General features: G+C 48.8%; 23 protein-coding genes and 1 tRNA gene. 9 read left to right on the forward strand and 15 right to left on the reverse strand.

From position 1 onward, the window contains the following. Window positions 1–419 precede the first annotated feature (419 nt). Together BLS44_RS14735 and BLS44_RS26255 are read left to right on the forward strand one after the other, a co-directional pair. The gene (locus BLS44_RS14735) at window positions 420–1,835 is read left to right on the forward strand and encodes an alpha-L-fucosidase (RefSeq protein ID WP_090391139.1); all 1,416 of its coding nucleotides are present in this window, start codon (window positions 420–422) and stop codon (window positions 1,833–1,835) included. A gap of 530 nt (window positions 1,836–2,365) precedes the next feature. Next, window positions 2,366–2,536 (forward strand): lmo0937 family membrane protein, encoded by a 171-nt coding sequence (locus BLS44_RS26255; protein ID WP_143019789.1) that lies wholly within the window; start codon window positions 2,366–2,368, stop codon window positions 2,534–2,536. 68 nt (window positions 2,537–2,604) lie between these two features. On the opposite strand, the gene BLS44_RS14745 is transcribed toward BLS44_RS26255, so the two are convergent. From BLS44_RS14745 to BLS44_RS14755, 3 genes are all read right to left on the reverse strand, one after another. After that, on the reverse strand, window positions 2,605–3,993 hold the full coding sequence (locus BLS44_RS14745; protein WP_090390908.1) for a hypothetical protein: 1,389 nt from the start codon (window positions 3,991–3,993) through the stop codon (window positions 2,605–2,607). Next, window positions 3,986–4,765, reverse strand: coding sequence for a COG1470 family protein (locus BLS44_RS14750; protein ID WP_090391140.1), 780 nt, complete (start codon window positions 4,763–4,765; stop codon window positions 3,986–3,988). Before BLS44_RS14750 ends, BLS44_RS14745 begins: the two co-directional genes overlap by 8 nt. 108 nt (window positions 4,766–4,873) lie before the next feature. After that, a complete protein-coding gene (locus BLS44_RS14755) occupies window positions 4,874–5,428 on the reverse strand; it encodes a hypothetical protein (RefSeq protein ID WP_090390910.1) in 555 nt (184 codons plus the stop codon). Window positions 5,429–5,533: 105 nt separating this feature from the next. On the opposite strand from BLS44_RS14755, the gene BLS44_RS14760 reads away from it, so the two are divergent. Beyond that, the gene (locus tag BLS44_RS14760; RefSeq protein ID WP_143019790.1) at window positions 5,534–8,305 is read left to right on the forward strand and encodes a hypothetical protein; all 2,772 of its coding nucleotides are present in this window, start codon (window positions 5,534–5,536) and stop codon (window positions 8,303–8,305) included. A gap of 162 nt (window positions 8,306–8,467) precedes the next feature. On the opposite strand, the gene coaD is transcribed toward BLS44_RS14760, so the two are convergent. The 3 genes from coaD to BLS44_RS14775 are packed head-to-tail and all read right to left on the reverse strand — an operon-like array spanning window position 8,468 to window position 10,818. Next, complete coding sequence (gene coaD, locus BLS44_RS14765) at window positions 8,468–8,932, reverse strand: pantetheine-phosphate adenylyltransferase (protein WP_090390913.1); 465 nt, start codon at window positions 8,930–8,932, stop codon at window positions 8,468–8,470. A gap of 21 nt (window positions 8,933–8,953) precedes the next feature. Continuing rightward, entirely contained in the window at window positions 8,954–9,880 is a 927-nt protein-coding gene (locus tag BLS44_RS14770; RefSeq protein ID WP_090390915.1) for an aspartate carbamoyltransferase catalytic subunit, read from the reverse strand. A gap of 23 nt (window positions 9,881–9,903) precedes the next feature. Then, window positions 9,904–10,818: an alpha/beta hydrolase gene (locus BLS44_RS14775; protein WP_090390917.1), complete on the reverse strand. Its 915-nt coding sequence runs from the start codon at window positions 10,816–10,818 to the stop codon at window positions 9,904–9,906. Between the two features lie 204 nt (window positions 10,819–11,022). Between BLS44_RS14775 and BLS44_RS14780 the strand changes: the two genes are divergently transcribed. Continuing rightward, a tRNA-Gly gene (locus BLS44_RS14780) sits at window positions 11,023–11,095 on the forward strand. A gap of 86 nt (window positions 11,096–11,181) precedes the next feature. Here BLS44_RS14780 and BLS44_RS14785 read toward each other — a convergent pair. From BLS44_RS14785 to ggt, 6 genes are all read right to left on the reverse strand, one after another. Beyond that, window positions 11,182–11,925, reverse strand: coding sequence for a 3-keto-disaccharide hydrolase (locus tag BLS44_RS14785; protein ID WP_090390919.1), 744 nt, complete (start codon window positions 11,923–11,925; stop codon window positions 11,182–11,184). Window positions 11,926–12,008: 83 nt separating this feature from the next. Beyond that, window positions 12,009–12,275: an acylphosphatase gene (locus BLS44_RS14790; protein WP_176954432.1), complete on the reverse strand. Its 267-nt coding sequence runs from the start codon at window positions 12,273–12,275 to the stop codon at window positions 12,009–12,011. A 166-nt stretch (window positions 12,276–12,441) separates the two neighbouring features. Further along, window positions 12,442–12,714 carry an acylphosphatase gene (locus tag BLS44_RS14795; RefSeq protein WP_090390922.1) on the reverse strand — a complete coding sequence of 91 codons (273 nt, stop codon included), beginning with the start codon at window positions 12,712–12,714 and terminating at the stop codon, window positions 12,442–12,444. A gap of 10 nt (window positions 12,715–12,724) precedes the next feature. After that, window positions 12,725–13,207: a GAF domain-containing protein gene (locus BLS44_RS14800; protein ID WP_090390923.1), complete on the reverse strand. Its 483-nt coding sequence runs from the start codon at window positions 13,205–13,207 to the stop codon at window positions 12,725–12,727. 3 nt (window positions 13,208–13,210) lie between these two features. Continuing rightward, complete coding sequence (locus BLS44_RS14805) at window positions 13,211–13,741, reverse strand: DUF1572 family protein (RefSeq protein WP_090390924.1); 531 nt, start codon at window positions 13,739–13,741, stop codon at window positions 13,211–13,213. A gap of 164 nt (window positions 13,742–13,905) precedes the next feature. Then, window positions 13,906–15,633: a gamma-glutamyltransferase gene (ggt, locus tag BLS44_RS14810; protein ID WP_090390925.1), complete on the reverse strand. Its 1,728-nt coding sequence runs from the start codon at window positions 15,631–15,633 to the stop codon at window positions 13,906–13,908. Between the two features lie 374 nt (window positions 15,634–16,007). On the opposite strand from ggt, the gene BLS44_RS14820 reads away from it, so the two are divergent. The 4 genes from BLS44_RS14820 (at window position 16,008) to BLS44_RS14830 (ending at window position 20,792) form a co-directional block, all read left to right on the forward strand. After that, window positions 16,008–18,485 (forward strand): PIG-L family deacetylase, encoded by a 2,478-nt coding sequence (locus BLS44_RS14820; RefSeq protein WP_090390929.1) that lies wholly within the window; start codon window positions 16,008–16,010, stop codon window positions 18,483–18,485. Further along, entirely contained in the window at window positions 18,486–18,665 is a 180-nt protein-coding gene (locus tag BLS44_RS14825) for a hypothetical protein (protein ID WP_090390931.1), read from the forward strand. It begins immediately after the preceding gene. Between the two features lie 298 nt (window positions 18,666–18,963). After that, window positions 18,964–19,095 (forward strand): hypothetical protein, encoded by a 132-nt coding sequence (locus BLS44_RS27020; protein ID WP_262492858.1) that lies wholly within the window; start codon window positions 18,964–18,966, stop codon window positions 19,093–19,095. Further along, window positions 19,092–20,792, forward strand: a complete 1,701-nt coding sequence (locus BLS44_RS14830) for a sodium:solute symporter family protein (RefSeq protein WP_090390932.1) — start codon at window positions 19,092–19,094, stop codon at window positions 20,790–20,792. Before BLS44_RS27020 ends, BLS44_RS14830 begins: the two co-directional genes overlap by 4 nt. A 141-nt stretch (window positions 20,793–20,933) precedes the next feature. Here the strand turns inward: BLS44_RS14830 and BLS44_RS14835 are convergent, their stop codons facing one another. Beyond that, on the reverse strand, window positions 20,934–21,128 hold the full coding sequence (locus tag BLS44_RS14835) for a hypothetical protein (protein ID WP_090390933.1): 195 nt from the start codon (window positions 21,126–21,128) through the stop codon (window positions 20,934–20,936). Between the two features lie 484 nt (window positions 21,129–21,612). Here BLS44_RS14835 and BLS44_RS14840 point away from each other — a divergent pair, with 484 nt between their 5' ends. Continuing rightward, window positions 21,613–22,068, forward strand: coding sequence for a hypothetical protein (locus BLS44_RS14840; RefSeq protein ID WP_090390935.1), 456 nt, complete (start codon window positions 21,613–21,615; stop codon window positions 22,066–22,068). Between the two features lie 53 nt (window positions 22,069–22,121). Here the strand turns inward: BLS44_RS14840 and BLS44_RS14845 are convergent, their stop codons facing one another. Together BLS44_RS14845 and BLS44_RS14850 are read right to left on the reverse strand one after the other, a co-directional pair. After that, a complete protein-coding gene (locus BLS44_RS14845; RefSeq protein WP_090390937.1) occupies window positions 22,122–22,679 on the reverse strand; it encodes an AAA family ATPase in 558 nt (185 codons plus the stop codon). Continuing rightward, a complete protein-coding gene (locus BLS44_RS14850) occupies window positions 22,676–23,371 on the reverse strand; it encodes a M15 family metallopeptidase (protein ID WP_090390938.1) in 696 nt (231 codons plus the stop codon). The genes BLS44_RS14845 and BLS44_RS14850 overlap by 4 nt, the downstream gene beginning before the upstream one ends. Window positions 23,372–23,628 lie beyond the last annotated feature (257 nt).

Consider the following 23,628-nt stretch of genomic DNA (forward strand, 5'->3'; position numbering starts at 1 on the left):
CATTTTACCCAGAAGAAGAGCGTGCCTGTACTCAAAAAGAGCAGCCACTATTATTGAGTCGGTTTGTCCGTAGTAAGGACGCTCCAGCCTGCTGTACAAGGCGCCTGGCGGGGTCGCATACCTGTTATCAAAAGCGGATGGGCCCGGTAGCAAGCACCGGATTCATAGGGCACGGACCAACGGTTATCGTATTTTTGCGGTGTAAACCCTGTGGTCAGAAAAGTACATTGGCAGAGGAAATGGTGCGTATAAGAAAGACAGCGCAAAGGCCGATGAACGGAGACGCCTTCCGGGAAGGTGCTTGAAAGACAGGGACGCCCCCCGTGCCGGTGGATAAAAGAACGGGAGGAGCCGCGGCCCGGATCAGCCCGGTAAACCTGCAACGGCATTATCGTAAATTGCATTTTAAAAACAACCGGATGGTTTATTTCGCTGTTTTAAAAGAGAGATTTATTAAAGCCTGCTTTACACTGTTAGGGATCCTGATCCCAAATTCAATTTTTGCTCAATCGGTACCCCTGCCTAATGCGGCACAGGTAGCCTGGCAGGAGGCTGAATTGGGTGTGGTTTTTCATTACGACCTGCATGTGTTTGATACCGCCAAATATGAACAAGCTGTCAACCGTATAAAGCCGGTGCCGGACTACAATATCTTTAAGCCCGGGAAGCTGGATGTGGAGCAATGGGTACTTGCTGCAAAAAGCGCAGGTGCAAAGTTTGCTATGATAACGGCAACGCATGAAACAGGCTTTGCACTTTATCAAAGCGATGTGAACCCTTATTGCATGAAGGCGCTGAACTGGAAGGGCGGGCGCGGTGACCTGGTTAAAGATTTTGTAGCTGCCTGCCGCAAGCATGGTATAAAACCGGGAGTGTATATCGGTATCCGCTGGAATTCATTGCTGGGTGTACATGATTTTAAAATCGAAGGCAGCGGTGCCATGCAAAAGGAACGGCAGGCTTATTATAACCAAATGGTAGAGGGCATGGTTACCGAAATATGTACCCGTTACGGCCCCCTGTTTGAAATATGGTTTGATGGCGGCGCCAGCAGCCCGGACAAAGGCGCACCGGATGTATTGCCAATAGTAAAAAAATATCAGCCCGGTTGTTTGTTTTATCATAACGATCAGCTGGCCGAAGCGAGGTGGGGAGGCTCTGAAACCGGCACGGTTCCCTATCCATGCTGGTCTACATTCCCCTATAACCATACCGGCTCAGGGGAGAGCGCTATCCCGGGCATTTCAAAAAATGACTACGCACTGCTGAAAGAGGGGGATATGAACGGGAAGTATTATATGCCTGCTATGGCCGATGCTCCACTGAGGGGTTATGGAGGCAGGCATGAATGGTTTTGGGAGCCCGGCGATGAAAAACATATCTATCCTTTGAAAGATTTAGTGGATATGTATTACCATTCGGTAGGCCGCAATGCTACACTGATACTGGGTCTTACACCCGATAATACCGGGTTGTTACCGGAACCGGATGTACAACGGTTAAAGGAATTTGGAGCAGCAATAAGAAAGCGCTTTGATAAACCCGTTGCCGCATCAAAGGGCTCCGGGAGCACAATACAGCTCGTATGGCCTGTTGCAAAACCTGTTAACCAGCTGGTAATACAGGAAGCCATAGAAAACGGGCAAAGAGTAAAACGCTTTTCAGTAGAAGCATGGGTAAATGGCAAATGGGTAAAACAGGTAGCGGGTACCGCCATCGGCAATAAATTTATTTACGTATTAAAGCAGCCGGTCATCACTTCCAGGTTGCGGCTGAATATTGAAGCGGCTTTTGACAAGCCCATCATAAAAAATTTCTCGGCATATAGCTTTTAGAAGGATCAGTCAAAGAAGTTTAGCAGTGTTGCATTTTAAGCCAAATATTGTCACCTGATTGGATTTTTAATTTTGTGACCCGTGACGATGAAAAGCTATTGGGAGATTTTGACAAAGGATTGGGACTCGTTCGTGTAGCGCGCGTTATACAGGAACGGCCGGAGTTGATCATTGTAATAGAAATTTCCCGGATAGGCAGGAATGAACGGGTGTTATTAATACCTTTCCGCCAAACCTCATTGCGATAGGTGAAACATTGGGGGATGCTCCGATAGTTATAAGAACGGAGACCGGCTGCCGGGTGTAAAATATTCCACAAAAAGCGTATATAATTGCCCGCCGGGAAGGTGCTCCCGATCTGCGAAAGAGTGGCTGCGGAAAATGATTTTAGTGCTGCGGCTATTCAGTACCGGGAGCGGGGAGTATTGTAACAGCCGGGATTCAAAGATGTGCGGCATCATATTTGGCCGCGTAATAGAAGACAAAAGGAACAGGGCCTGATATTTTTTAACCATTGAAATCGTTTAAATATGAGGAATCTATTGTGGTTGATCGCTGTTATATGCATTGTAGTATGGATATTGGGTTTGATAGGCGTTGGGGGCGGCATGGGATTGGGAAGTTTGATACATATCCTTTTGGTGATCGCTGTTATTGTAATATTGTACAATATTATTTCCGGACGCAAACCGGTTGATTAAACGCTCCCTGTATCGTTTTATATATCAGGCAGCATCCCTGCCTCAAAGAAAGCGGGGGGCTTCCGCTATCAGGGTGCTACAAAACTATAGGTTACGGTGGTACTATAGGTGCCGGGCGGTTTGCCTAATACCTGGGAAACCTTGTCGGGAGGAACGCTGTATTGAAGTCCCACCTGCCGGTCGATGACCGGTGCCGAAGCGGATATGATTTTCTGCGCGGTGGGTGAGAGGGTGATCGTTGATACGGACGGATCGCCGGTACCGGAGGATATGGAAATGCAACTTACGGGAATTGTGTTGCTGCCATTGACGAGATTGGACGAAGACGCTTTTACATAGATGTCGTAGGGGGTGGTTTTACTGACCGTGAGGGCATTGTTCAAACTGGTTGACACCCCGTTTTTATAATCGTTCAGGCTGCTGAAAGATACCGTTACATCACTGTTGTTTACGCGAAGCTCTCCGAGGTCTGCTACATTGATGGTTAGAGCAGAAGCTTGCTGGATGGCTGTAGCCCGCGGTGTTGTGCCTGCGTCAAAAGCTTCATAGTTCAGGGTTGTTGTATAAGTCCCTTTTTGAATAAAGCCAGATCGCAATTGGGCAGGCGACAGGGTATAGTTTATCGTATTGGTTTGCTTATTGCCAATAGGAATGGTATAGCCGCCTGCCGGAGATAGATTCTGGTAGGAGGAGCTCAATGCAATGCCGGAACCAGAAACGGGGGCAGATACATTGGCGGATACGTTATTGGTGCTGGTATTGGGATTGGCGGCCCCGGGGTAGCCGTTGCTGTATGCGAAATTGGCCGCTGCGGTTTTTACCCGGAGCCCGAGGGGGACGGTATAGGTAAAAGGAAGGGAATGGCTGCTGCTCAGCGCGGTATTCCGGAAATAATTAAGATTATCTAATGTTGCCGTTATATTAGCGGGCGTGGAAGCCACCATAAAAGGATTTACAATAACGGTCAGGCTCGCCGGGTAAGTGCCTGCACCAAGGCAAAGCGCCCCCCCGGGCGTTGTGAAGGTAAGATTAGCGGTGTATGTGCCCGCCTTCCATGCATAATTGATCATTTCTGTCTGAGGAAGACGATAGCGGATCGTTACCGCCCCGCCGCTTACCAGGGATATTAGCGCGGAATACAGGGCCTGGTCTGATGTAGAAAGGGAACGCTCTGTTACGGAAGATCCCAGGCTTACATTGGGGCCTATTGCTGTAATGAGTAATTTTATTTTGGATAGAATAGATGGTGTAAGCGTTGGTGAAAAGTCTGCATTTGCCCGCACCCGTACATAAGCACCTAATGCCAAAAGGCAGCTATTGGCCGTAAAAGTATTATTGCTTACCGCCACTTCAGTTGCGATATTGCTGTTATTGATCGTTAGTACGGGATTTTGCCCTTTACCGGGGATCGTCAGAAAGAAGCACAATGACAAAACATAAAAGCCGTGCTTAGTCATATGCGATCTCTTTTTGTGCCACTTTCAGATCGGTGCCGTCACCGCCATCTAAAATGACGGTAGCCTGATATTTTCCCTGCTGCAACTGCGCCGGGAAATTTATAAAAACCACCTGCGATGCTCCCGGAAGCATTGAAATAACCCGTGGCGGTAATTTAATATTGTTGCCCGATGTTTTCTCTGTCAGTTCAAACCGCAATGTAGCGTCTGTTGCAATATCACCGGTGTTTTGGATAGTGGCGGCCAGGCACCTGGTGGTATCCGTGTTGAGCCCCCTGTCCTGGAGGGCGATGAAGGCCAGGTCCTTTTTATTGATCCCCGGGATGGTGTTATATAGTTGTATGCCTATTTCTACCCTGATCAGGATATCTACTTTTCTGCCCGACCGGTCAATCCCTTTTACGGGTTTTCTTTCATTTACCTGGGTTAAAAAAAGCATACTGTTGGTTACCGGTTTGGCGCTCTCCGGAACCTGCAGGGATACGGTTACTTCTTTTGTTTCTCCCGGTTGTAGTATAAGTTGCTGAGGATCGATGCGTATCCAGTTGGCATTGGATGTAGAAAGGCTTCCGGGGCCGGAATAGATTTTGTTTCCCAGGCTGTCCCGGTACCAGTCTCTGAGTGCGGCATTTAAAATAAGGACCCCGCTGTCTGTGTTGGAAACCCTGATGCGCTCTGTTGCAGCCTGGCCTGCAGGGCTGTTAAAAAAGATACGCGACGGTGTAATGGCAACGCTTTGTGCACCGGCCCGGCTAGAGTAAAGTAACGCCATTAATAGGGCGGCAATTAAGACGTAGTACCGGCCGCATTGAATGCCCGGGTCAGGGTTCTTCCGTTCTTTTGTTTTTAAAAAAAACACGTTCTCTTATGTCTTGAGTGCCTACGGGTTTGTAATGGAATAAGTAAGTGCTACGGTATAGGTATCGGGCTCCTTTCCGAGGATCTGTGTGGCAACATTTGCCTGGGGAATTGAATAGGTGACATCCGCGGGCGCCGCAAGCGCATAGGACCCGCCTATCAAGGGTGCCGGGGTTGTGGAAAGTGAGGTGATCGTTCGGAGATTATTACCCGGTAAATTGGTATTATTAGCGGTTGCCGGCGCTGTTACCGAAACAGCGGAAGCATTTACCGTTTGTGTATTGCCTCCTGTGCCCGCTAAGGTGGCAGCATTGGCGGCAAGACTTACCGTATAAGGCAAAATACTTGTAATGGTCAGATGCCCCGTCATTGGGGTGCTGACACCGTTCTGATAATCGGCCAGCGTTGCAAACGTAAGTGTTACATCCGGTTGCTGCACCGTAATACTCAACAGCGGATTGATCACTACATGAAGATTGGTAGTACCCGTTGTAGGCTGCGCATCTGCTGTGGATGAGATGATCCCAAGGAATGATACAAATGTAATTGCTAAAGTGTAAAGTTTATTAGTAGTCATAGTTCAGAGGTTTTGCTGGTGTAAACTTACAACAAAAAAAACATAAAACAAAGTACAGGTATTTTTTTTTACTTTGTGTTGTAAATCTCAGCTACCTCTTAACCCTTGCTGAACCTATTACCATATGCTCCCTCCGGGCGATTAAGAAAATGGTTATTAACCTTCTTTTTCTCCCTGCTATGCCTTTTGCTGAAGGGACAGCAGGGGGTATCCCTTTCTTTCCTGGAAGATAGCGTTCCCGCCGCTCACGGAGAAACGTTCTCCAATATATTACTCTTTACAAATCATTTAAAGGATCCTCTTCTCCTCAGGAAGAATGCAACAGATTCTTTTGCGCTGATCGGGCTGCCCGATACGCTGTACCTCAATCCGGGAGAACGAAAACAGGTCTTTGTCAAATACCTTGCAAGTGCCTCTTTAGTGAAGGCAACAGGAAATAAAATAAGCGCCCGCTATGTTATTGACAGCAAGGCCGGGTTGGCAGAGGCATCTTTTTTTATTTATGCCCAAACCGGGCAACAGTTATTGTTGTCAGCAGTGAACCCGGTAAATTACCTGAACGTTCAAACAAATGAAGGAAATGTGCAGGTGAAGTGTATCAACAACGGCTATGCAGATCAGACCATCAGGTTGCGGCTTAAGCCATACCCGGAAGGGCTGGAAATAACAGACAATGATAGAATGATCACCCTGCCGCCTGGCGGACAGCAAATACTGCGTTTCCATTTTCGTAACAGGCTCCTGCAAAATCTTACGTCGGATTTTAATCTGTCTGTTCAGGCAATCGAACCTTCATCGGGCAGGGAACTGGTTACTGCTTATACCAAAGTGCTCATTTTAAGTAATGAAAAACGGCTGGCCATTGCAAACACCACAAACGCTTCCCTGATCAACAACAGCGTGCAGCTTGGTTACTGGAATGCGGATAATGGTTTGGGTTATTACCAGCTAACCAGCAGGGGCGCTATTCAGCCTTCGGCCGGGGATGCGCTTCGCTACAATTTAAACCTGAATTACTATACAAAACCTTTTTCCGGGGCCGAGATGTATGATTCCTGGATCTCCTACCGGAACCGGCACTTTGGCATACAGGCAGGCAATATTGCGGAGGATCTTGATTATTCCTTATTTGGCAAAGGGGTTAAACTCTCCTTTTTTCCCGATTCCGCCAATGAAGTAAGCGGATATTATCTGAAAAATAACTACCTGCTGTTTTCGGATGTAAACAGGCAAAAAGAGGAAGCTACTATCTGGGCGGCAAATTATACACATACCACCCAAAAAAATACCGGAGGCCTTCGTTACCTGCATAGCAGGGATCCTTTTACGGGGATACAAACAAATTTGGTTAACGGAAGATTGGGATGGCAGCTCAAAGGCGACCAGTTTGCAGAGCTGGAAGCCGGCTATAGCCATGAGCAGCCTTTAAGCAATGATGGGGCAGCTCATAACGGGTACGCCGGCGGTATCCGGTACCGGTATCATTCCGGCAGGTGGGGGATCCTGTCGGATAATTATTACAGCACACCCTACTATAGCGGTTTAAGACGCGGCGCTTTATTATTACAGGAACATATCGATTACCACCTTACTCCGCAGCGGCACCTTTTTGTACACTATGAGGTTGTTAACAACCTGCCCCGTTATGAAAGCCTGTATTACCCGGCGCTCTTTAATACCAGGACAGCGCAATACCAGGCTGGCTTTACAACGGCTATGGACCGCTGGCTGGTTACCTTACGATCTTATTTTTATACCCAGGCATTAAAGCAAAAGATCCCCGGCACAGACCTCGCGCTGCGCTCAGCCTCCTGGCATGCGGCAGCGGATCTGTCCTATAATACCGGCGGGCATACCTTTATGCTTTCCGGCGACTACGGACGTGTAAAAAGCAACAACCCCTATTTGCCCGGTAAAACGTATACGGTATGGCAGGGGAAATTTAATTATAATTACCGGCAGGCGGGTTTTAATGCCCTGGTCCAGTACAATCCTTACTATTTAATACAGGAACCGCTGCCCTGGCAGGATGGGCAATTCAGACAGTATGCGTTTGGGCCCTATTTGCGTTTTTCGCTATTCAATAAACGGCTTGAAGCGGAGGCTTCCGATAATTTAAGTTATTATGGTTACGATCTCCGGGGATGGTCCAATACGGCCCAGGGCAAGGTTAGTTTTTCTTTTAAAGAAACCTGGCAGGCATCCGCACAGGTGATCTATAATACCTATCAGCAATATTCCGGTTATAATTTTTTGCAAACCCAGGTGAGCATCACAAAATCGTTCCTGCAAAAAAATGCGCCGGGGTACAGGAGCCTTACGGTTTTGTTTTTTGGGGATAAAAATGCAAATGGGGTATGGGATGAAGATGAATATCCTGTAGAAAATGTGATCGTGATGCTGGATCAGTCCCTGGCGCAAAGTAACCGCAAAGGAAAAGTATCCTTTACGAATTTAAAAGCTTCAACGCATAAAATACAGATCCAAAACGGGAACGGGTGGTGGCTGATGGCACCGGTTGAAGTGTTTTTAACACGCAACCGGAAGCTTAAGATAGCCCTTGTAAAAACGGCGCCCGTATCGGGCAGGGTGATCTGTCATCAAAGTGAATATATACAGGAGTCACCGGCCCTGGAAGGCATAAGGATCCTGGCAACGAGTGAACAGGGAGATCATTTTTCTGCTGTTACGGACGCATCGGGCAACTTTTCGTTTAACCTGCCGGTCAAACGCTTCAGGTTCACAGCAGAAGCGCAGAACGGGAGCCCATCTGCCTCCGGTCAGTCACAATCAATAATGATCAGGGAGCGTGATAACCCTGTAATTATTTTCAACCTGGTGGATCGCTCCAGGAATGTAGAGATTAAACAATTCTGAAAAGCTGTCTGCAACCAGCTTTTCGTCTGTTTTTCCGGCGGGAGCGGCAGGCAATCACAGATACGGTCATGTTGCCGTTGCGGAAACCCGCATGATCTTCTTCTGCGAGATTTCAGGGATGATTGCCAAATGCTCTTAAAAATGCAGATCGGTAAAACGTTCTTACAGGGATGTATATACGGCTTCCGGCAGGAAGGGGCTGGCATCTCCGTTGTTCTTTATAATATCGCGCACAATGGTTGATGCCACGGAAGTATATTTTGGCTCGCCGGTGAGAAAAACGGTTTCAATAGACGGGTCTAAAGTACGGTTGGCATCGGCGATGGTCTTTTCATATTCAAAGTCGCTTACGTAACGGATACCACGTAAAATAAAGCCGGCACCGATCTCCCTGCAAAAATTGACGGTAAGCCCTTCGTAAATGGCGCCTTCGATCCGGGAGCTGTCCGGATAAATGGCTTTTATCCAGCTGAGCCGTTTTTCTGCACTGAACATCGGGCTTTTTGAAGTATTGATGCCAATACCCACGATGATCTTGTCGAATAAGGGCAGCGCCCTGTTGATGATATCCACGTGCCCCAGGGTAATAGGGTCGAAGGTTCCGGGAAACAGGCAGATTCTAGACATAGCGCCGGGTTAAATATGTGGTTATTGATTTTTATTCGAGAGCAAATATAGTACAGCCATTCTTACCGCCACCCCATTTTCTACCTGCTGCAGGATAATGGACTGGCCGGAGTCGGCAACGTCACTATCCAGCTCAACCCCCCTGTTAATAGGTCCCGGGTGCATAATCAGGATGTCTTTTTTCAGGCTTTCAAGCAGCTTCCGGCTGATACCATAGGAAAGGTTATATTCCCTGAGCGATGAAAAAAGTACCTGGTTCTGCCGTTCCAGCTGGATCCGCAGTACATTGGCCACATCGCACCAGTTAAGGGTTTCCTGCAAATTATAGTTTACCGTAACGCCAAAGGCTTCCTCTATGTACTTGGGCACGAGTGTGGGGGGGCCGCAAACCGTTACTTTTGCGCCCATTTTGGTAAGCAGGTAGATATTGCTCATGGCTACACGGCTATGCATGATATCGCCGATAATGGCCACTTTTGTGCCGTTCAGCGTTCCGGTCTTTTCCCGGATGGAGAAGGCATCCAGCAACCCCTGTGTAGGGTGCTCATTGATACCGTCCCCTGCATTTACAATGGCGGCTGGAATATGCTGCGACAGGAAATGAGGCGCACCGGTGGCACTGTGCCGCATCACCACCATATCTACTTTCATAGAAAGGATATTGTTGACCGTGTCCAGCAGGGTTTCTCCCTTGGATACCGATGAGCCGGATGCGGTAAAATTGATGGTGTCTGCCGAAAGTCTTTTTTCAGCCAGTTCGAAAGAAATGCGGGTGCGGGTTGAGTTTTCATAGAACAGGTTCACTATGGTTACATCCCTTAAGGACGGAACTTTCTTAACCGGTCGCTGTAAAACTTCTTTAAACTGTGCTGCTGTATCTAAAAAAAGGGAAATATCACCTTTTGTAAGGTCTTTAATACCCAGTAAATGTTTGGTGGAAAGCTTCATTAAAGGGCAAAGATAAGGATAAATCAGCGGATATATTGCATCTCCCGCATCCAATATAAGACCCTTCCGAACCATTCTTCAAACGGAGGCGTTTGCAAAAAGCCATGGTCGCCTTTTGCGTACAGGTGAAGGGAGGCGGGGACCTTATGTTCCCGAAGCGCTTTTAGGAAGACAAAACTGTTTTGGGGTGGTACTACCTGATCATCGTCCGGCAATACCAGCAATGTGGGCGGTGTTTCCTTTGTTACATGGAGCTCGTTTGAGAAAAAGCGGATGGCTTTTTGGTCCGGCTCGGCACCCAGCAGGTTATTGCGGGAGCCGGTATGACCGATCGAATCGGTAAAACTGATCACGGGGTAAACAAGGATCATGAAATCGGGGCGAAGCCGGGTTTGGGATGGATTGTCGATATAGGACTGTTGAAAATGAGTGCCGCCGGTGGCCGCCAGGTGCCCCCCGGCAGAAAATCCCATGATCCCGATCCTGTCTTTGTCGATGTTCCGGGCATCTGCCTGTTCGCGCACGAGTTTCAACGCCTGCTGCAGGTCCTGCAGGGGGGCCATGGATGGATCCGGCATCGCACCGGAGCCAGGCAACCGGTATTTAAGTACAAAGGCAGTGATACCGGCTTTGTTAAATGCCCGCGCTATTTTTTCGCCTTCCATCTTTATACAGAGGACGCCGTAGCCGCCGCCCGGGCAAATAATGACCGCAGGGGTTTTCTTTCCTGCCTGCGGAGTTGCGGGGTATGCCGCTAAAGTGGGAACAGATACCCCTGAGATAACCGTATCCACAACTGCATCCGGACGATGGATCTCTTTTTGGAGGGTGGGTTTGCTGTTGGGTACCTTTCCCGGGTACAGCGGGAATGTTTCCTGCGCAGTAACTGCCGGGCCTATGAAAAAACTTAACAAAAGATAAAACACGTATTTAGTCATAACAAGAGGATCGTTTTTTAAACCTGGATAAACAGGACAGCAATAGTGCCCGGCGGCCTTTGTTCAGGCGTATATACAAAAATAGGATAACGATAAATGTATCCGGAAAGAAATTATAACAGGAAGTGTACTTCCCGGGCACAATAAAAATTATTTATTTGTTTATTTTCCAGGGATATAGAGTATATTTACCCACTCTAAAAAGCGGAAGTAGCTCACCTGGTAGAGCGACAGCTTCCCAAGCTGTAGGTAGCCGGTTCGAGTCCGGTCTTCCGCTCAAAATAAAGTGCTGCCCTGCCCTGATCTTTTTCAAAAAAAATACCGGTTCGTCAGACCGGTATTTTTTTTTGTAACCATAAGTATTTATTCCAGTTCCCGGATCCAGATGTTCCGGAAGCTTACAGGATTGCCGTGGTCCTGCAGGATGATAGGCTCTTTTTCTTTATGAAAAATGTTTTGGGGGATCCCAACGTATTCCGTGGCCCCTAAAATAGCTGCATTGTTCTGTACCAGTACGCCATTATGAATAACGGTGATGCGGGCCTGCGACTTTACCGTGCTGTCCTTGTTGAAACGCGGTGCTATAAAGATGATGTCGTAGGTCTGCCATTCCCCGGGCTTGCGCGATGCGTTGGCCAATGGCATCAGTTGCTTATAGATGCTGCCGGCCTGTCCGTTGCTGTAAGTGCGGTTCTTATAACTGTCCAGCACCTGCAGTTCATAATTGCTCATTAAGAAGATACCGCTGTTCCCTCTTCCCTGGCCATCGCCTTTTACTTCTGCGGGAGCGCGCCATTCTATGTGCAGCTGACAATCGCCAAAGCTTTGTTTGGTGCGGATGGCGCCGGCTCCCTGGGCCACCGTCATGGCTTTATTCTCCAGCTTCCAGGCAGCGGCGCCTTTACCATCGGCCCGTTCCCAGTTTGAAAGGCCGGAGCCGTCAAAAAGAACGATGGCATCAGAGGGGGGATCTGCGCTTGTTTGACCGGGAGTTACGATCCTGGGTTCGGGGTTCCAAACTTCGGTGATCCTGGGATCACCACCCTGCGCATAAAGAGCACTGCCGGCATATAGGGTTGCAAACGTTAAATAAAGTTGCTTTTTCATGAAAAAGAGAATTGATTAAATAAGAAGCAACTTACGCAATATCACCGAAAAGTCAGGAACCGCCTGTCAAATTTTTTTGGTTTTTATGTCAGCGAAAAATTATAAAAGGCCTTGAAACCAAGATTCCTGGTCTCCGTAACAGCTACGCCATGTTCCGTAGCGGCCGCCGCACACCATGCAATATAACGTTCGAGATCGTCTTTATTGCCGGTGGCTACCAGCGTAATGCTATGGTCCTTATCCACCTTCATGGTGCCTGTGATCTCCAGCTCTTCGGCCTTCTGCTGAAGGCTCTTTTGTAGCATATGACGGATTGTGCTGCCTTTGATGGTGATTTGCGTTGTGATCATTGTATACATTTTGATGTTTTCAATATGCCGTTGTACGCGCCTGATTTTTAAGAACGGCCAACAACCGGGGTCCAGAGCCTGCATACAGGTACCCGGCGGGAAAGAAGATGCTGTTCAAAAGTAAGAAGAAGGGCCCGGACGAACAATAAAAACCTGTTAATAATCATTAACCCAGGATCTCGAACCATCTATACTCTTCGGTTTCAGGTACATCGGTAACCATCACCTGTGCCACCTGTGCCCCCGGGGATCCCTGTTTGCACCATTCAATAAAGCGTTGCAGCGGTTCTGCATCGCCATAGGCATAAATAAGCACCGTGCCGTCAGGCAGGTTCTGAGCGGAGCCCAGGATCCCCATATTGTCGGCCTGTTGCTTGGCGGTCTTCCTGAAAAAAACGCCCTGTACCTTCCCGGTTACAATGATTTTTTTTGTGCTCATGTGTTGCTCTTTAGATGGGAGGAAAAGAAATGTTGCGGATCAGTGCTTCCAGGTATTGCTGGTCGGTAGTATCAAAGTGATTATATAATTCGCTGTCAACATCCAGTACCGCTACTACACTACCGTTGCGTACTACCGGAATAACGATCTCTGATTTTGAAAGACTGCTGCAGGCAATATGGCCGGGAAATTGTGCTACATCAGGCACAATGATGGTTTCCTGCCGCTCCCATGCAGCGCCACAAACGCCCCGGCCTTTCTGTATACGGGTGCAGGCTACCGGACCCTGGAAGGGGCCCAGGACCAATACCTCGTTTTTAACGAGGTAAAAGCCTACCCACCACCAGTGAAACTGCTCCTTTAAGGCGGCGGCGATATTGGAAAGGTTGGCGATGAGGTCCGGCTCTCCTTCAACAAGCGCCTGTATCTGCGGCAACAGGGCAAGGTATTGTTCTTTTTTTGAGCCGCTGTGTATGGTAAGGTCTTCTGCCATGATTTACCGCGCACCGGATTTGAGTTGTTCATTAAAGGTATGGGATGCACCTTTTTTTATTGAAAGACTTTCCCATTGGTCTTTCCGGATATGTTTGCCAATGAAAACGATCTGCCCTACATGATAGGCATAATGTGTCAGCTGGCGGTGAACCGCTTCTATAACGGTTAAGGGTTTGGTACGGATGGTCACTGTTTTTTCGAGGTCCTCCGGTTTTAAGGACTCAAGCGTGCTCAACAGGCATCGCCAGCCTTCTTCCCAAAGCTCCATCAGGCGGGCCTGGTCCAGTTGCTGCTGCTCAAATTCCGCATCCCGCTGACGCCATTCTTTTTCGCCGTCTTCTGTGAGGAAATTTGTCCAGCGGCTGAGCATATTACCATGCATATGGGTTATGTTTACCGCGAGGTTGTTATTGGCGACATCCGGCTGAAAATAAAAATCAGCTTCGCCAAGTTGCGCAAATGTTTTTTCAGCAAGCGCTTTATAATCTTTGAACTGCCGGATCGCGCTTTGTATAAATATTGTTCCGTTCATTTTCTGATTTCTGATGAACCTGCTAATATACGAAGAACCTGGTTAGCGCGGAACTTTAAACCCACCGGCGATCAGTGAGAGATGAGACGTACACACCGTAAAGTTTCCCACTATACACGATACACTTTTCCCTTCTATCTCCAAACCAGGAACAGTGAAAGTCATCAAAACCCCGCCGCTGAATCATCGCCCCGGTGGTCGGCAACCGCTTCCAGTTTCCCGCCAGGCATTACTTTAATAACCTCTGTGCGGCCGATTTGTTTACGGTCGTATAGCTGGTACCCCATTTTTTTTAATGCATCCGAAGTGCTTTCCGGGAAACCATTTTCAATGTCGATGCGGTCCGGCAGCCACTGATGATGGAATTTGGGTTTGTTGACGGCATCATCCAGGGTCATGTTAAAATCAATGATATTAACGATCGTCTGAAAAACGGAAGTAGGAATTGTAGTGCCGCCCGGTGTGCCTGCTACCAGGAACGGTTTCCTGTTTTTTAAGACAATGGTGGGGGCCATGGAACTAAGCATCCGCTTACCGGGTGCAATGGCATTGGCCGTTCCGCCCACAGCGCCAAAAAGATTGGGCGACCCGGGTTTGGCGCTGAAGTCGTCCATTTCATCATTTAAGAGAAAGCCGGCGCCACCGACAACGGTACGGCTTCCGTAGCCATTGTTGAGGGTAGTGGTTACGGCTACAGCGTTGCCTTCTTTATCCAATACACTGAGGTGGGTGGTTTCCTCGCTTTCATAACCCGGTACCACACCCTCTACGGTTTGCCTGCTGTTACCGGCTTTTTGCGGATCATAGTCTTTCATCCTGTTTTTGAGATAAGCTTCACTGGTCAGTGCTTTAACCGGAACTTTTACAAAGTCTGCATCGCCCATATACCGGGCGCGGTCTGCATAGGCCCGGCGCTCGGCTTCGGTCATCAGCTGCACAGAAGCCGGTGTGGCAAATCCCATGGCGCCAATATTATAGGGCTCGATCATTTTCAGCATCTGGTTCAACAGCAGCCCCCCGCTGCTGGGCATCGGCATACCAATAATATTGTATCCCCTGTAGGAAAAGTTAAGCGGCTGCCGGAATTTTGCCTTATAGGCTTTCAGATCTTCAAGGGTAATGATGCCGCCGCCGCGTTGCATTTCTTCAACAATAAGCCGGGCGGTTTTGCCCTCATAAAATCCCTGCTGACCGTATGCCTGTATCCGCTTTAAGGTTGCGGCCAGTTCTTTCTGGATCAGGGTATCTCCCTGCTGCCATGGGCCGTTCTTTACAAAAGCGACAGGGCGGGTGCTGAAATGTTCAAAGTCTTCCCGGTTCGCATTCAGTCCGTGGGCTTCTGCAGCAGTGATCACAAACCCTTTTTCTGCAAAGTCGATGGCCGGTTGTATCAGTACCTTCATCGGAAGCCGGGCATATTGGTGCGCAGCAAACAAACCGGCCACGGTTCCGGGCACACCGGATGCAAGATGACCGTTAAGGCTTTTGTCGGCAATGGCATTGCCCTTACTATCGAGGTACATATCACGATGGGCCCTGGAGGGCGCCATCTCGCGGTAGTCGAGTGCTATTTCTTTATTGCCGGCCAGCCGGGCTACCATAAAACCGCCCCCGCCTATATTACCGGCCCCCGGGTAAACAACCGCCAGCGCCCATTGTGTGGCAATCGCCGCATCTACCGCGTTGCCGCCTTTCCGCAGCATCTCCAGCCCGGCCAGGCTGGCCAGCGGGTGTGCTGATACAACGGCTCCATGAGCAGCCGTGCTGTTTTTGGTGATCGTATAATGATAAGCATCAATACCCGGGCCCTTAGCAGGCGGTGAGCCTGCTTTTTGTGCGGAGGCACCAGCCGTCAGCAATAACAGGGTTCCGGTAACAACAAGACTGTGCATGTAATAAAATTTTCGGGAAGGTATAAAAAGTTCCTGATTGATCAGCTGGCAGCCATCAGCCACAGCTCCTGGCTTTTAGCTGATGGCAGGGCAAACGCATCTGATTTCAGCATTGTGCAGCTCCGGAGGAGCGGCGTGTTTATAGTAATCTGCTGTTTTATCCCCCCGGCTCCTGTAGGAGCCGCGTGTTTGTTGGGCCCGAAATTTTACGCGGCTCCTACAGGAGCCGGCTTCTCTCTTTAATACCTTGCTATAAACACGCGGCACTTATAGTGCCTGAAAATGCTCCTGGTGTGCTCTTTTCACCCAATTTAGATGTGTTTGCCCTGTAGCTGATGGTGTCAATTCTCAGCGCTCCATTGTATATTCGTAGGATGAAGCGTATTGTATACTTCCTTTTTTGTTTGTGCCTGAGTGTGGCTGCTACAGCCCAGGGGCCAAGGAGCTGGTCGGGCAGCGAGATCCTCCAGGGTATCCGGAAACTGAATGTATTAGGGTCTGTGCTTTACCTGGCGGCGCATCCGGATGATGAGAATACAAGACTGATCACGTACCTGGCCAATGAAAAGTATTACCGTACCGGTTATCTTTCGCTCACACGCGGGGATGGCGGTCAAAACCTTATTGGAGAAGAACAGGGGATCGAGCTGGGATTGATCCGCACACAGGAGTTGCTTGCAGCGCGGCGCATGGACGGGGGTGAGCAGTTCTTTACACGTGCTTTTGATTTTGGATTCTCAAAAAATCCGGAAGAAACCTTTACGATCTGGAACCGTCAGCTGGTACTGAGTGATGTGGTTTGGGTGATCCGGAAATTTCAGCCGGATGTGATCATTACAAGGTTTCCCACAACAGGGGAGGGCGGGCATGGTCATCATACCGCCTCTGCTATCCTGGCAAACGAGGCATTTAAGATAGCCGCAGATCCCCGGCAATACCCCGGGCAGTTAAAATATGTAAAGCCCTGGCAGGCCAGGCGTATCCTCTGGAATACGTTTAATTTCGGGGGAACCAATACCACCGCTCCATCACAGTTCAAAATAGATGCAGGCGGATACAATGCTTCCCTTGGAAAGAGCTATGGCGAGATCGCGGCTCTCAGCAGAAGCCAGCACAAAAGCCAGGGATTTGGTTCTGCCGGAACCCGGGGCGAAAGCTGGGAATACTTTAAAACGACCGGCGGCAGCGATCCGGTTACGGACCTGATGGATGGTGTGGATCTTAGCTGGAACCGGGTGGGGCCGGAGGGGAAAAAAATTGCCGAAGCGATCCGGCAAATAGAAGACCAGTTCTCGGTTCTGAACCCTGCAGCATCGGTAAAACCCCTGGTAGCCCTTTACCAGCTGATCAGGCAGCTACCGGAGGGCTACTGGAAACAAAAGAAAATGGAAGAGGTACGGGAGCTGATCCGGCAATGCTGCGGCCTGTTCCTGAGAGCAACCAGCAGTACGCAGATGCTGTTCCCGGATGATACGGTACAGCTCAATGCCAATGCGATCAACCGGTCCGGTGAAAAACTGGTACTGAAAAGTATCCGGGTAGGTGAGCAGGATATGGCTGTAAACCAGCCGCTGGAAAAGAACCGGAACCGGGTGCTTGCCGTGGCACTGCCCATTGCGAAAGCTGCGCCGTTAACACAGCCTTACTGGTTGCAGGAAAAAATGGCCGCAGCCAATTACACCGTAAGTGATCAGCAAAAGATCGGTATCCCTGATGCACTCCCTGCTTTCAGTGCCGATTTTACCGTTGAAGTAGACGGGGCCAGCTTTACATTTACCGAACCGGTACTGTATCATCTTACAGACCCCGTAAAAGGGGAGCTGTACGAGCCCGTTATTGTTACACCCCGGATCACGGTACAGCTTTCGCCTAAAATATTGCTGTTCCAAAAAGGAACAGCCGCTGGCAAAAAGCTAAAGCTGGATTTTTCGGTATATAAGCAGGTACCGGGTCAGCTGGGATTCGGGCTTGAAGGATTGCCGGGTGCAACAGTCTCGGTGGCGGATACCGGCAATGGGGTCTTTATACCGGTCTCCAGCCGGCAGCTTACAAAGCCGGTAACTGCTGTGCATGGCTATGTGTTTGGAAAAACGGCCGCTGCGGACCGGTATGGGCAGGCGCTGAAATCGATCCATTATGATCATATCCCGTATATCAGCTATTTTTTTACAGACTCTGTAAAATTGCTGAACATTGATCTGAAAACAGTGGGTAAAAAAATAGGCTATATTCCGGGAGCCGGGGATAAAGTGCCTGAGGTACTGGCTGCAATGGGGTACCAGGTGGTTACGCTGGACCGCAACCGGCTGCTGACCAGCGATCTTTCGGAGTTTGATGCCATTGTAAGCGGGGTAAGAGCCTATAATATCCACGAATGGCTGAACGAGGCGTATGACCGGCTGATGGCTTATGTCCGGAAGGGGGGAAACCTCATTGTACAATACAATACCAATAACAATATCGGCCCGGTAAAAGCAAAGATCGGTCCGTATGATTTTTCAATCTCAAGAAACAGGATCACAGACGAGCAGGCGGAAGTGCGGTTTATTGATCCGGCGATGCCGGTCCTGCACTATCCCAACGAGATAACGGGGGAAGATTTTAAGGGCTGGATACAGGAGCGGAGCACCTACCATGCAGCCAATTGGGATGCACAACTGAAGCCGGTGCTGGTTATGCACGACCCCGGCGAGCCGGATGATCCGGGCGCCCTGGTAACCGGGCGGTACGGCAAAGGATGTTTTACCTACTGCGGGGTTGCATTTTTCCGGCAGTTACCTGCCGCAGTTCCGGGCGCAATTCGTTTATTTGCAAATATTATAGCACTAAATTCGCAGACACAACAAAAGTAAATGACAGATAAGAAGAAAGAATTTATGGGGATCCGCAGGGGGGAAATGGCATTCCTTGTGGCCATCGTGATCGGGTTGGTGATCGGCACCCTTATCAAAAAAGTAAGACTGGGGCTGATGTTGGGGCTGGTCATCGGGCTGGGTATCGTTTTTATGAACAGCCTGCGTACAAAGCGTTGAGGGGAGAATGGGCAATCAATGTCGTTAAGAGGTGTTTCAGGTTTAATGTTCCAGGTTAGATTCATGTTGCTCAATGTTTCTAAGGTCCTTCATAGGGTGGATTTTGTGTTTTCATAAGTAAGGCTTCTATAGGGGAAGCTACATCCGAAAAGCTTAAGGAAATGACATTGAATAGGCAATAGTGAACGGGGCCGGCACAACAGTCCTACATCTAACGTTTAGTATATAGTGTCTAACGTCTAGTATCTAGCATCTAATATCTGGTGTCTGGTATTAGGCATCAAATATCAAAATGCATATGAATAAACATATACAGGATGAGGAAAAGGCGCCGTTGTTTGGACGATGGACAGCGTGGTATGTATTGGTTGTAGTGGTGCTGCTGCTGCTGATCGCCTGTTTTTACCAGATCACAAAAACCTACTCATGAAGTCACTGGATTGGCTTGTTCTTATTATTACGCTATCGGGCATTATCCTCTACGGGGTCTATAAAAGCCGTACAACGCGTGATCTTGACGGCTATTTTCTTTCGAACAGGAGCATGCCCTGGTACCTGATCCTGCTGAGCATTATGGGCACACAGGCCAGCGCCATCACCTTTCTTGCAGCTCCCGGTCAGGCCTATACGGATGGGATGCGCTTTGTTCAGTACTATTTCGGTCTGCCCCTGGCGGCGATCATTATCTGCATCTCCTTTGTGCCGGTCTTTAGCCGGCTTAAGGTATTTACCGCGTATGAATACCTTGAGCAACGCTTTGATCTGAAAACCCGGACCTTTACCTCCTTCCTTTTCCTGCTGCAGCGGGGATTGTCAACCGGGATCAGTATCTATGCGCCATCCATTATCCTTTCTGTGCTTCTGGGCTGGAATATTTACCTGACCAACCTGTTCATGGGCGGGCTGCTGATCATTTATACAGTAACAGGCGGCGCCCGTGCGGTGGCCTATACACAAACCTTCCAGTTCCTGATCATCATGGGCGCTATGTTTATTGCCGGGTATTTTATTGTAAAAGACCTGCCCCCGGGGATCGGTTTTACCGATGCCTTACGTGTTGGCGGCAGGCTGGGTAAGATGAACGTGATCACTACCGGTTTTACAGATAAAGGATTTGACTGGGGCGACCGGTATAATATTTTCAGCGGTGTGATCGGCGGCTTTTTCCTGGCGTTGTCTTATTTTGGTACCGATCAGTCGCAGGTGGGCCGTTACCTCACTGGCAGAAGTCTCACGGAAAGCCGTCTGGGGCTGTTGATGAATGGCATGGTAAAAGTGCCGATGCAGTTCCTGATCCTGCTGATCGGCGTACTCGTTTTTACTTTCTACCAGTTCAATAAAGCCCCGGCTTTTTTCAATGAGCTGGAGCTAAAACGGCTGGAGCAGTCGGTTTACCGGGATTCCCTGCACCAGCTGAAGCAGGAGCTTTTATCCATCCAGCAACGAAAGGATTCGGCACTGGCGCTTTATCCCGGCCGGCAGGAAACGGCATTTCAGCAGTTGCGGGTTTTGCAGGAGGAAACGGAGGGCGTTCGCTCGCAGATCAAAGGGCTGGTAAAGAAAAATGGGGGTGCGGATAATGATACCAACTATATTTTCCTCCATTTTGTGGTAGATTACCTGCCGGTAGGGCTGGTGGGGCTCATCATCGCTATTATTTTTCTTGCCAGCTGGGGAAGCATCGCTGCGGCGCTGAATTCTATGGCATCCAGTACGGTGATCGATTTTCATAAGCGCTTTTCTTCGAAAGGGCACAGCGGTGAAAAGGATTACCGGGTCTCCAAAAAATATACCCTTTTATGGGGATTGTTCTGCATGGCGGTTGCAATGTTTGTATCCAACTGGGGAAACAGTCTGATTGAAGTGGTGAATGTACTGGGATCGCTTTTCTACGGGACCATTCTTGGAATATTCCTGGTGGCTTTTTATGCAAAGCGGGTAGGAGGCAATGCCGTGTTCTGGGCAGCGCTGATCGCCGAACTGATCGTGGTGGTGCTGTTCTTCCTGAATGAATATAAGGTTATATCGCTGGGCTTTTTATGGCTCAATGCCATCGGGGCCCTGCTGGTCTGGGGTATTGGGTGGTTGTTGCAATGGGTACTGCCAAAGAAAACGACCACCGCCTGATGGCACTATTATTGCGACATGGAAGCCGGTTGGGGAACTTGAGCATGTGAAGATGTGGATCCCAAGGCTTCGCATGCGTGTCAAGATAAAAAGCAGGTCTATTGCCATAAGATGTAGTATGAATTAGAGCCTGTTTAAAATTCATTCAATGGCTTTATTATGGCTGTTTTGGGCTGCAACTGCGTTAAATTTTTCGCCATAGTGGCCTACTATGCCTGCAAAATTTTCCTTGTTTCGCTCCAAAATAGCTTCATAATAAATTCCATCAATAAAATTTAAACAGGCTCTAAGCCCTTGGAGGCCAAAAAAGACCTGATCTTTTAATAGCAGGCGCATCGCGCCGCAAATAATGGTAACAGGAACTTCCAGGGACCTGCCCGTAGCCGCAGCGCGGCGGGGATATATTGGGAAAGCTTATATTACCGGTGCGCTGCACCGCTGTTCCATCTCGTGTTCGTTGCTAATAAGAGCAACGCTGCAGCTTTGGCCTTTAACCACTAAATTCCTAAAATTAACCTGACGCGCATGTGAAGCTTCGGGATGAGCGTGGAAATGCAGGGGCTGCAATAAGTATAAAACAGGATCCAACGGACACTTTAAAAGACGATAAACGTCAGCTCTCAGATAATAGACGCACAAACGGGAAGGGGGGACGGTAGTTTCTGCAAGGAACAATCGCCCATTGACACACCCTCTGATTATCAGACATAAAAATAGATCTAATGTCAAACATTAAATGTCAAACAAAAAACCTATCCGTGGTCGGGGAGATGTGAAACACGGATCTAACCTGAAACTTTAAACCTGAAACACAATAACCATGATTAAAAAACAACTACTACCCCTGGGCCTTGCACTTGTTTTTTTTGCCTGTAAAAAAGATACAAAAGTGAACGATCCGCTTTTAGGAAAGTGGTATTATGCCCGGTCGGTGATTTATTCCGGAAAGGATGGTAAAGTACTAAAGCAGACCGAGGGAGACGCCTGCGAAAAAAAGACCTATTACGAATTCTTATCCGGGGGTGTTTTGAACAATGAGGGATATGCGCAAATAGGCGCTAAGTGTGAGTCTACGGGTTTTGGTCTGGATCATTATAAGTACGATGCCTCTGCAAAAAAAATGATCGCCTGGTTTGAAGAAAATGGTGCGGATCATCCCACTTATAATGAGCCGGTGCACAGCATTGCTGCAACGCAACTGGAGCTTCAATGGAATCAAAAAGATGCGGATGGTGATGGGGTAGCTGATTTGTATGTGAATGTGTATGTAAAGTAACAGGGCGGAAAATAGACCGCTGCCCGGAACGGAACAGTTGCCTGGTAAAAGAGTTATCCTTTGGTATGCGCCAGGATAAATGCCTTGCGCAGATCAGGCGTTCCTGTTGGCACGTCCAGCACCTGGTAGCGATAACGGGTATAAATGGCTTTCATTTGTCCGTACGTTAAAACAGCTTCTTTCCAGTTTTGTTTGCGTTCTTCATCAGTAGTGTAAATTTCCTTCCAGGGAGGCAGGATGAACACGGTGTTGTTGTATAAGTGCGCGCGCGCGATGGCGTCCATTGCAGCCGAAATGCCCTGCCCCGTCATAACAGCGTGGCATAAAGTATCTGGTATGCCACGGTCAAAAAAGAAAAGGCTTTCTCCGCTACTCTTTGCCTGTTCCTTTACTGCCAGGTAACTTTGTACAGACCGGTGCAGCATCTGTTCGGTGTAAAGCTGCTGGTTGGTCCAGGGCAGGGCGGTTCCTCCGGTCAGCACCTGTTCCTGTATAATGGCCCGCGCTACTTCAGCCACCGTATTAAAGCCGGCTTGTTCCAGGGCTGTAAGCAATGTGGTCTTCCCGGAGCCGGGCCCACCTGTAAGGATATAAAAACGGTCGGTGATCATCGGCTCAGTTTATTGAGTTGACGAAATGAAAGGTCCAGCACATCAAAGTTACCGGTTGCGTAGGTATAATGCCACCATTCTGAATCCAGCGCTTTAAATCCATGCTGCTGCATTACGGTTCTCAATTGCTCCCGGTTGCGGAGCACCTGCGGCGGCAATGCGGTAAAGCTGTGATGCGCACTGTCGGTAAAATTGTCAAACCCTGTACCCATCGGCAGTTCCTTCCCTGTTTTCAGATCCGTTAATGTAAGGTCCACTGCCGTTCCGCGGTTGTGATTGCTTCCTTTTGCCGGATTGGCCACATAGCGTTCGTCCTTTACCAGCTCCCAGAATTTTTCGGAAACGGAAAAGGGACGGTAGGCATCAAAGATTTTAAGCCCCAATCCCTGCCGGTTCAATTCTTTCTGCACGGCGGCCAATGCTTCGGCTGCCGGCCTGCGCATGAAGGTAGTACGGGTGCGGTGCGGGTACATTTGCCGGTGCATAAAATTATGGGTGGTGGCATAGCGGAGGTCGTAAACCAGGCCCGGTATATGGCTTTTTAATTCCAGCATACGGTTATCCGCGTTTTTGCGAAGGGCCTCCCGGTAATCTTCACCAGACCGCAGCACCCTGAAGGAATAGGACTGAGCCGGGCACCAGAGTGCCATGCAACAGGCGATAACAAAACAGGGCCATTTGTAAAAAGACATTATTGCTTGATTATATTTCAGGATCTGCGGCTGCAGGATACAGCAGCGGTTACAAATTTATAAAAATTATGGTTGCGGAATATTTTAATAGGGGGTATCACATTTTTCAAAAACAAATATCTTCCATTGGCCCAGCGGGGAAGGGTATTCCACCTCCGCCAGCGACGATCATGCGGACACATCTTTTGAAATGTGATACAACAATTTGATCATAGCAAAGGATTCCTCAATTATGCTGAGCGGATGCCTCCCCATTG

It is taken from the genome of Niabella drilacis, from assembly GCF_900101395.1.
GTDB classification, from domain to species: Bacteria; Bacteroidota; Bacteroidia; order Chitinophagales; family Chitinophagaceae; genus Niabella; species Niabella drilacis.

Bases quoted from the DNA above. Each gene is read 5' to 3' on its own strand.
- BLS44_RS14790 (WP_176954432.1), bottom strand. From the start codon at position 12,275: ATGATCACAACGCAAATCACCATCAAAGGCAGCACAATCCGTCATATG.
- BLS44_RS14770 (WP_090390915.1), bottom strand. From the start codon at position 9,880: ATGAAGCTTTCCACCAAACATTTACTGGGTATTAAAGACCTTACAAAA.
- BLS44_RS14830 (WP_090390932.1), top strand. From the start codon at position 19,092: ATGAAGTCACTGGATTGGCTTGTTCTTATTATTACGCTATCGGGCATT.
- BLS44_RS14825 (WP_090390931.1), top strand. From the start codon at position 18,486: ATGACAGATAAGAAGAAAGAATTTATGGGGATCCGCAGGGGGGAAATG.
- BLS44_RS14840 (WP_090390935.1), top strand. From the start codon at position 21,613: ATGATTAAAAAACAACTACTACCCCTGGGCCTTGCACTTGTTTTTTTT.
- BLS44_RS14735 (WP_090391139.1), top strand. From the start codon at position 420: ATGGTTTATTTCGCTGTTTTAAAAGAGAGATTTATTAAAGCCTGCTTT.
- BLS44_RS14805 (WP_090390924.1), bottom strand. From the start codon at position 13,741: ATGAACGGAACAATATTTATACAAAGCGCGATCCGGCAGTTCAAAGAT.
- BLS44_RS14845 (WP_090390937.1), bottom strand. From the start codon at position 22,679: ATGATCACCGACCGTTTTTATATCCTTACAGGTGGGCCCGGCTCCGGG.
- BLS44_RS14775 (WP_090390917.1), bottom strand. From the start codon at position 10,818: ATGACTAAATACGTGTTTTATCTTTTGTTAAGTTTTTTCATAGGCCCG.
- BLS44_RS27020 (WP_262492858.1), top strand. From the start codon at position 18,964: ATGAATAAACATATACAGGATGAGGAAAAGGCGCCGTTGTTTGGACGA.
- BLS44_RS14750 (WP_090391140.1), bottom strand. From the start codon at position 4,765: ATGGCGTTACTTTACTCTAGCCGGGCCGGTGCACAAAGCGTTGCCATT.
- BLS44_RS14795 (WP_090390922.1), bottom strand. From the start codon at position 12,714: ATGAGCACAAAAAAAATCATTGTAACCGGGAAGGTACAGGGCGTTTTT.
- BLS44_RS14785 (WP_090390919.1), bottom strand. From the start codon at position 11,925: ATGAAAAAGCAACTTTATTTAACGTTTGCAACCCTATATGCCGGCAGT.
- BLS44_RS26255 (WP_143019789.1), top strand. From the start codon at position 2,366: ATGAGGAATCTATTGTGGTTGATCGCTGTTATATGCATTGTAGTATGG.
- ggt (WP_090390925.1), bottom strand. From the start codon at position 15,633: ATGCACAGTCTTGTTGTTACCGGAACCCTGTTATTGCTGACGGCTGGT.
- BLS44_RS14745 (WP_090390908.1), bottom strand. From the start codon at position 3,993: ATGACTAAGCACGGCTTTTATGTTTTGTCATTGTGCTTCTTTCTGACG.
- BLS44_RS14755 (WP_090390910.1), bottom strand. From the start codon at position 5,428: ATGACTACTAATAAACTTTACACTTTAGCAATTACATTTGTATCATTC.
- BLS44_RS14820 (WP_090390929.1), top strand. From the start codon at position 16,008: ATGAAGCGTATTGTATACTTCCTTTTTTGTTTGTGCCTGAGTGTGGCT.
- coaD (WP_090390913.1), bottom strand. From the start codon at position 8,932: ATGTCTAGAATCTGCCTGTTTCCCGGAACCTTCGACCCTATTACCCTG.
- BLS44_RS14800 (WP_090390923.1), bottom strand. From the start codon at position 13,207: ATGGCAGAAGACCTTACCATACACAGCGGCTCAAAAAAAGAACAATAC.
- BLS44_RS14835 (WP_090390933.1), bottom strand. From the start codon at position 21,128: ATGCGCCTGCTATTAAAAGATCAGGTCTTTTTTGGCCTCCAAGGGCTT.
- BLS44_RS14850 (WP_090390938.1), bottom strand. From the start codon at position 23,371: ATGTCTTTTTACAAATGGCCCTGTTTTGTTATCGCCTGTTGCATGGCA.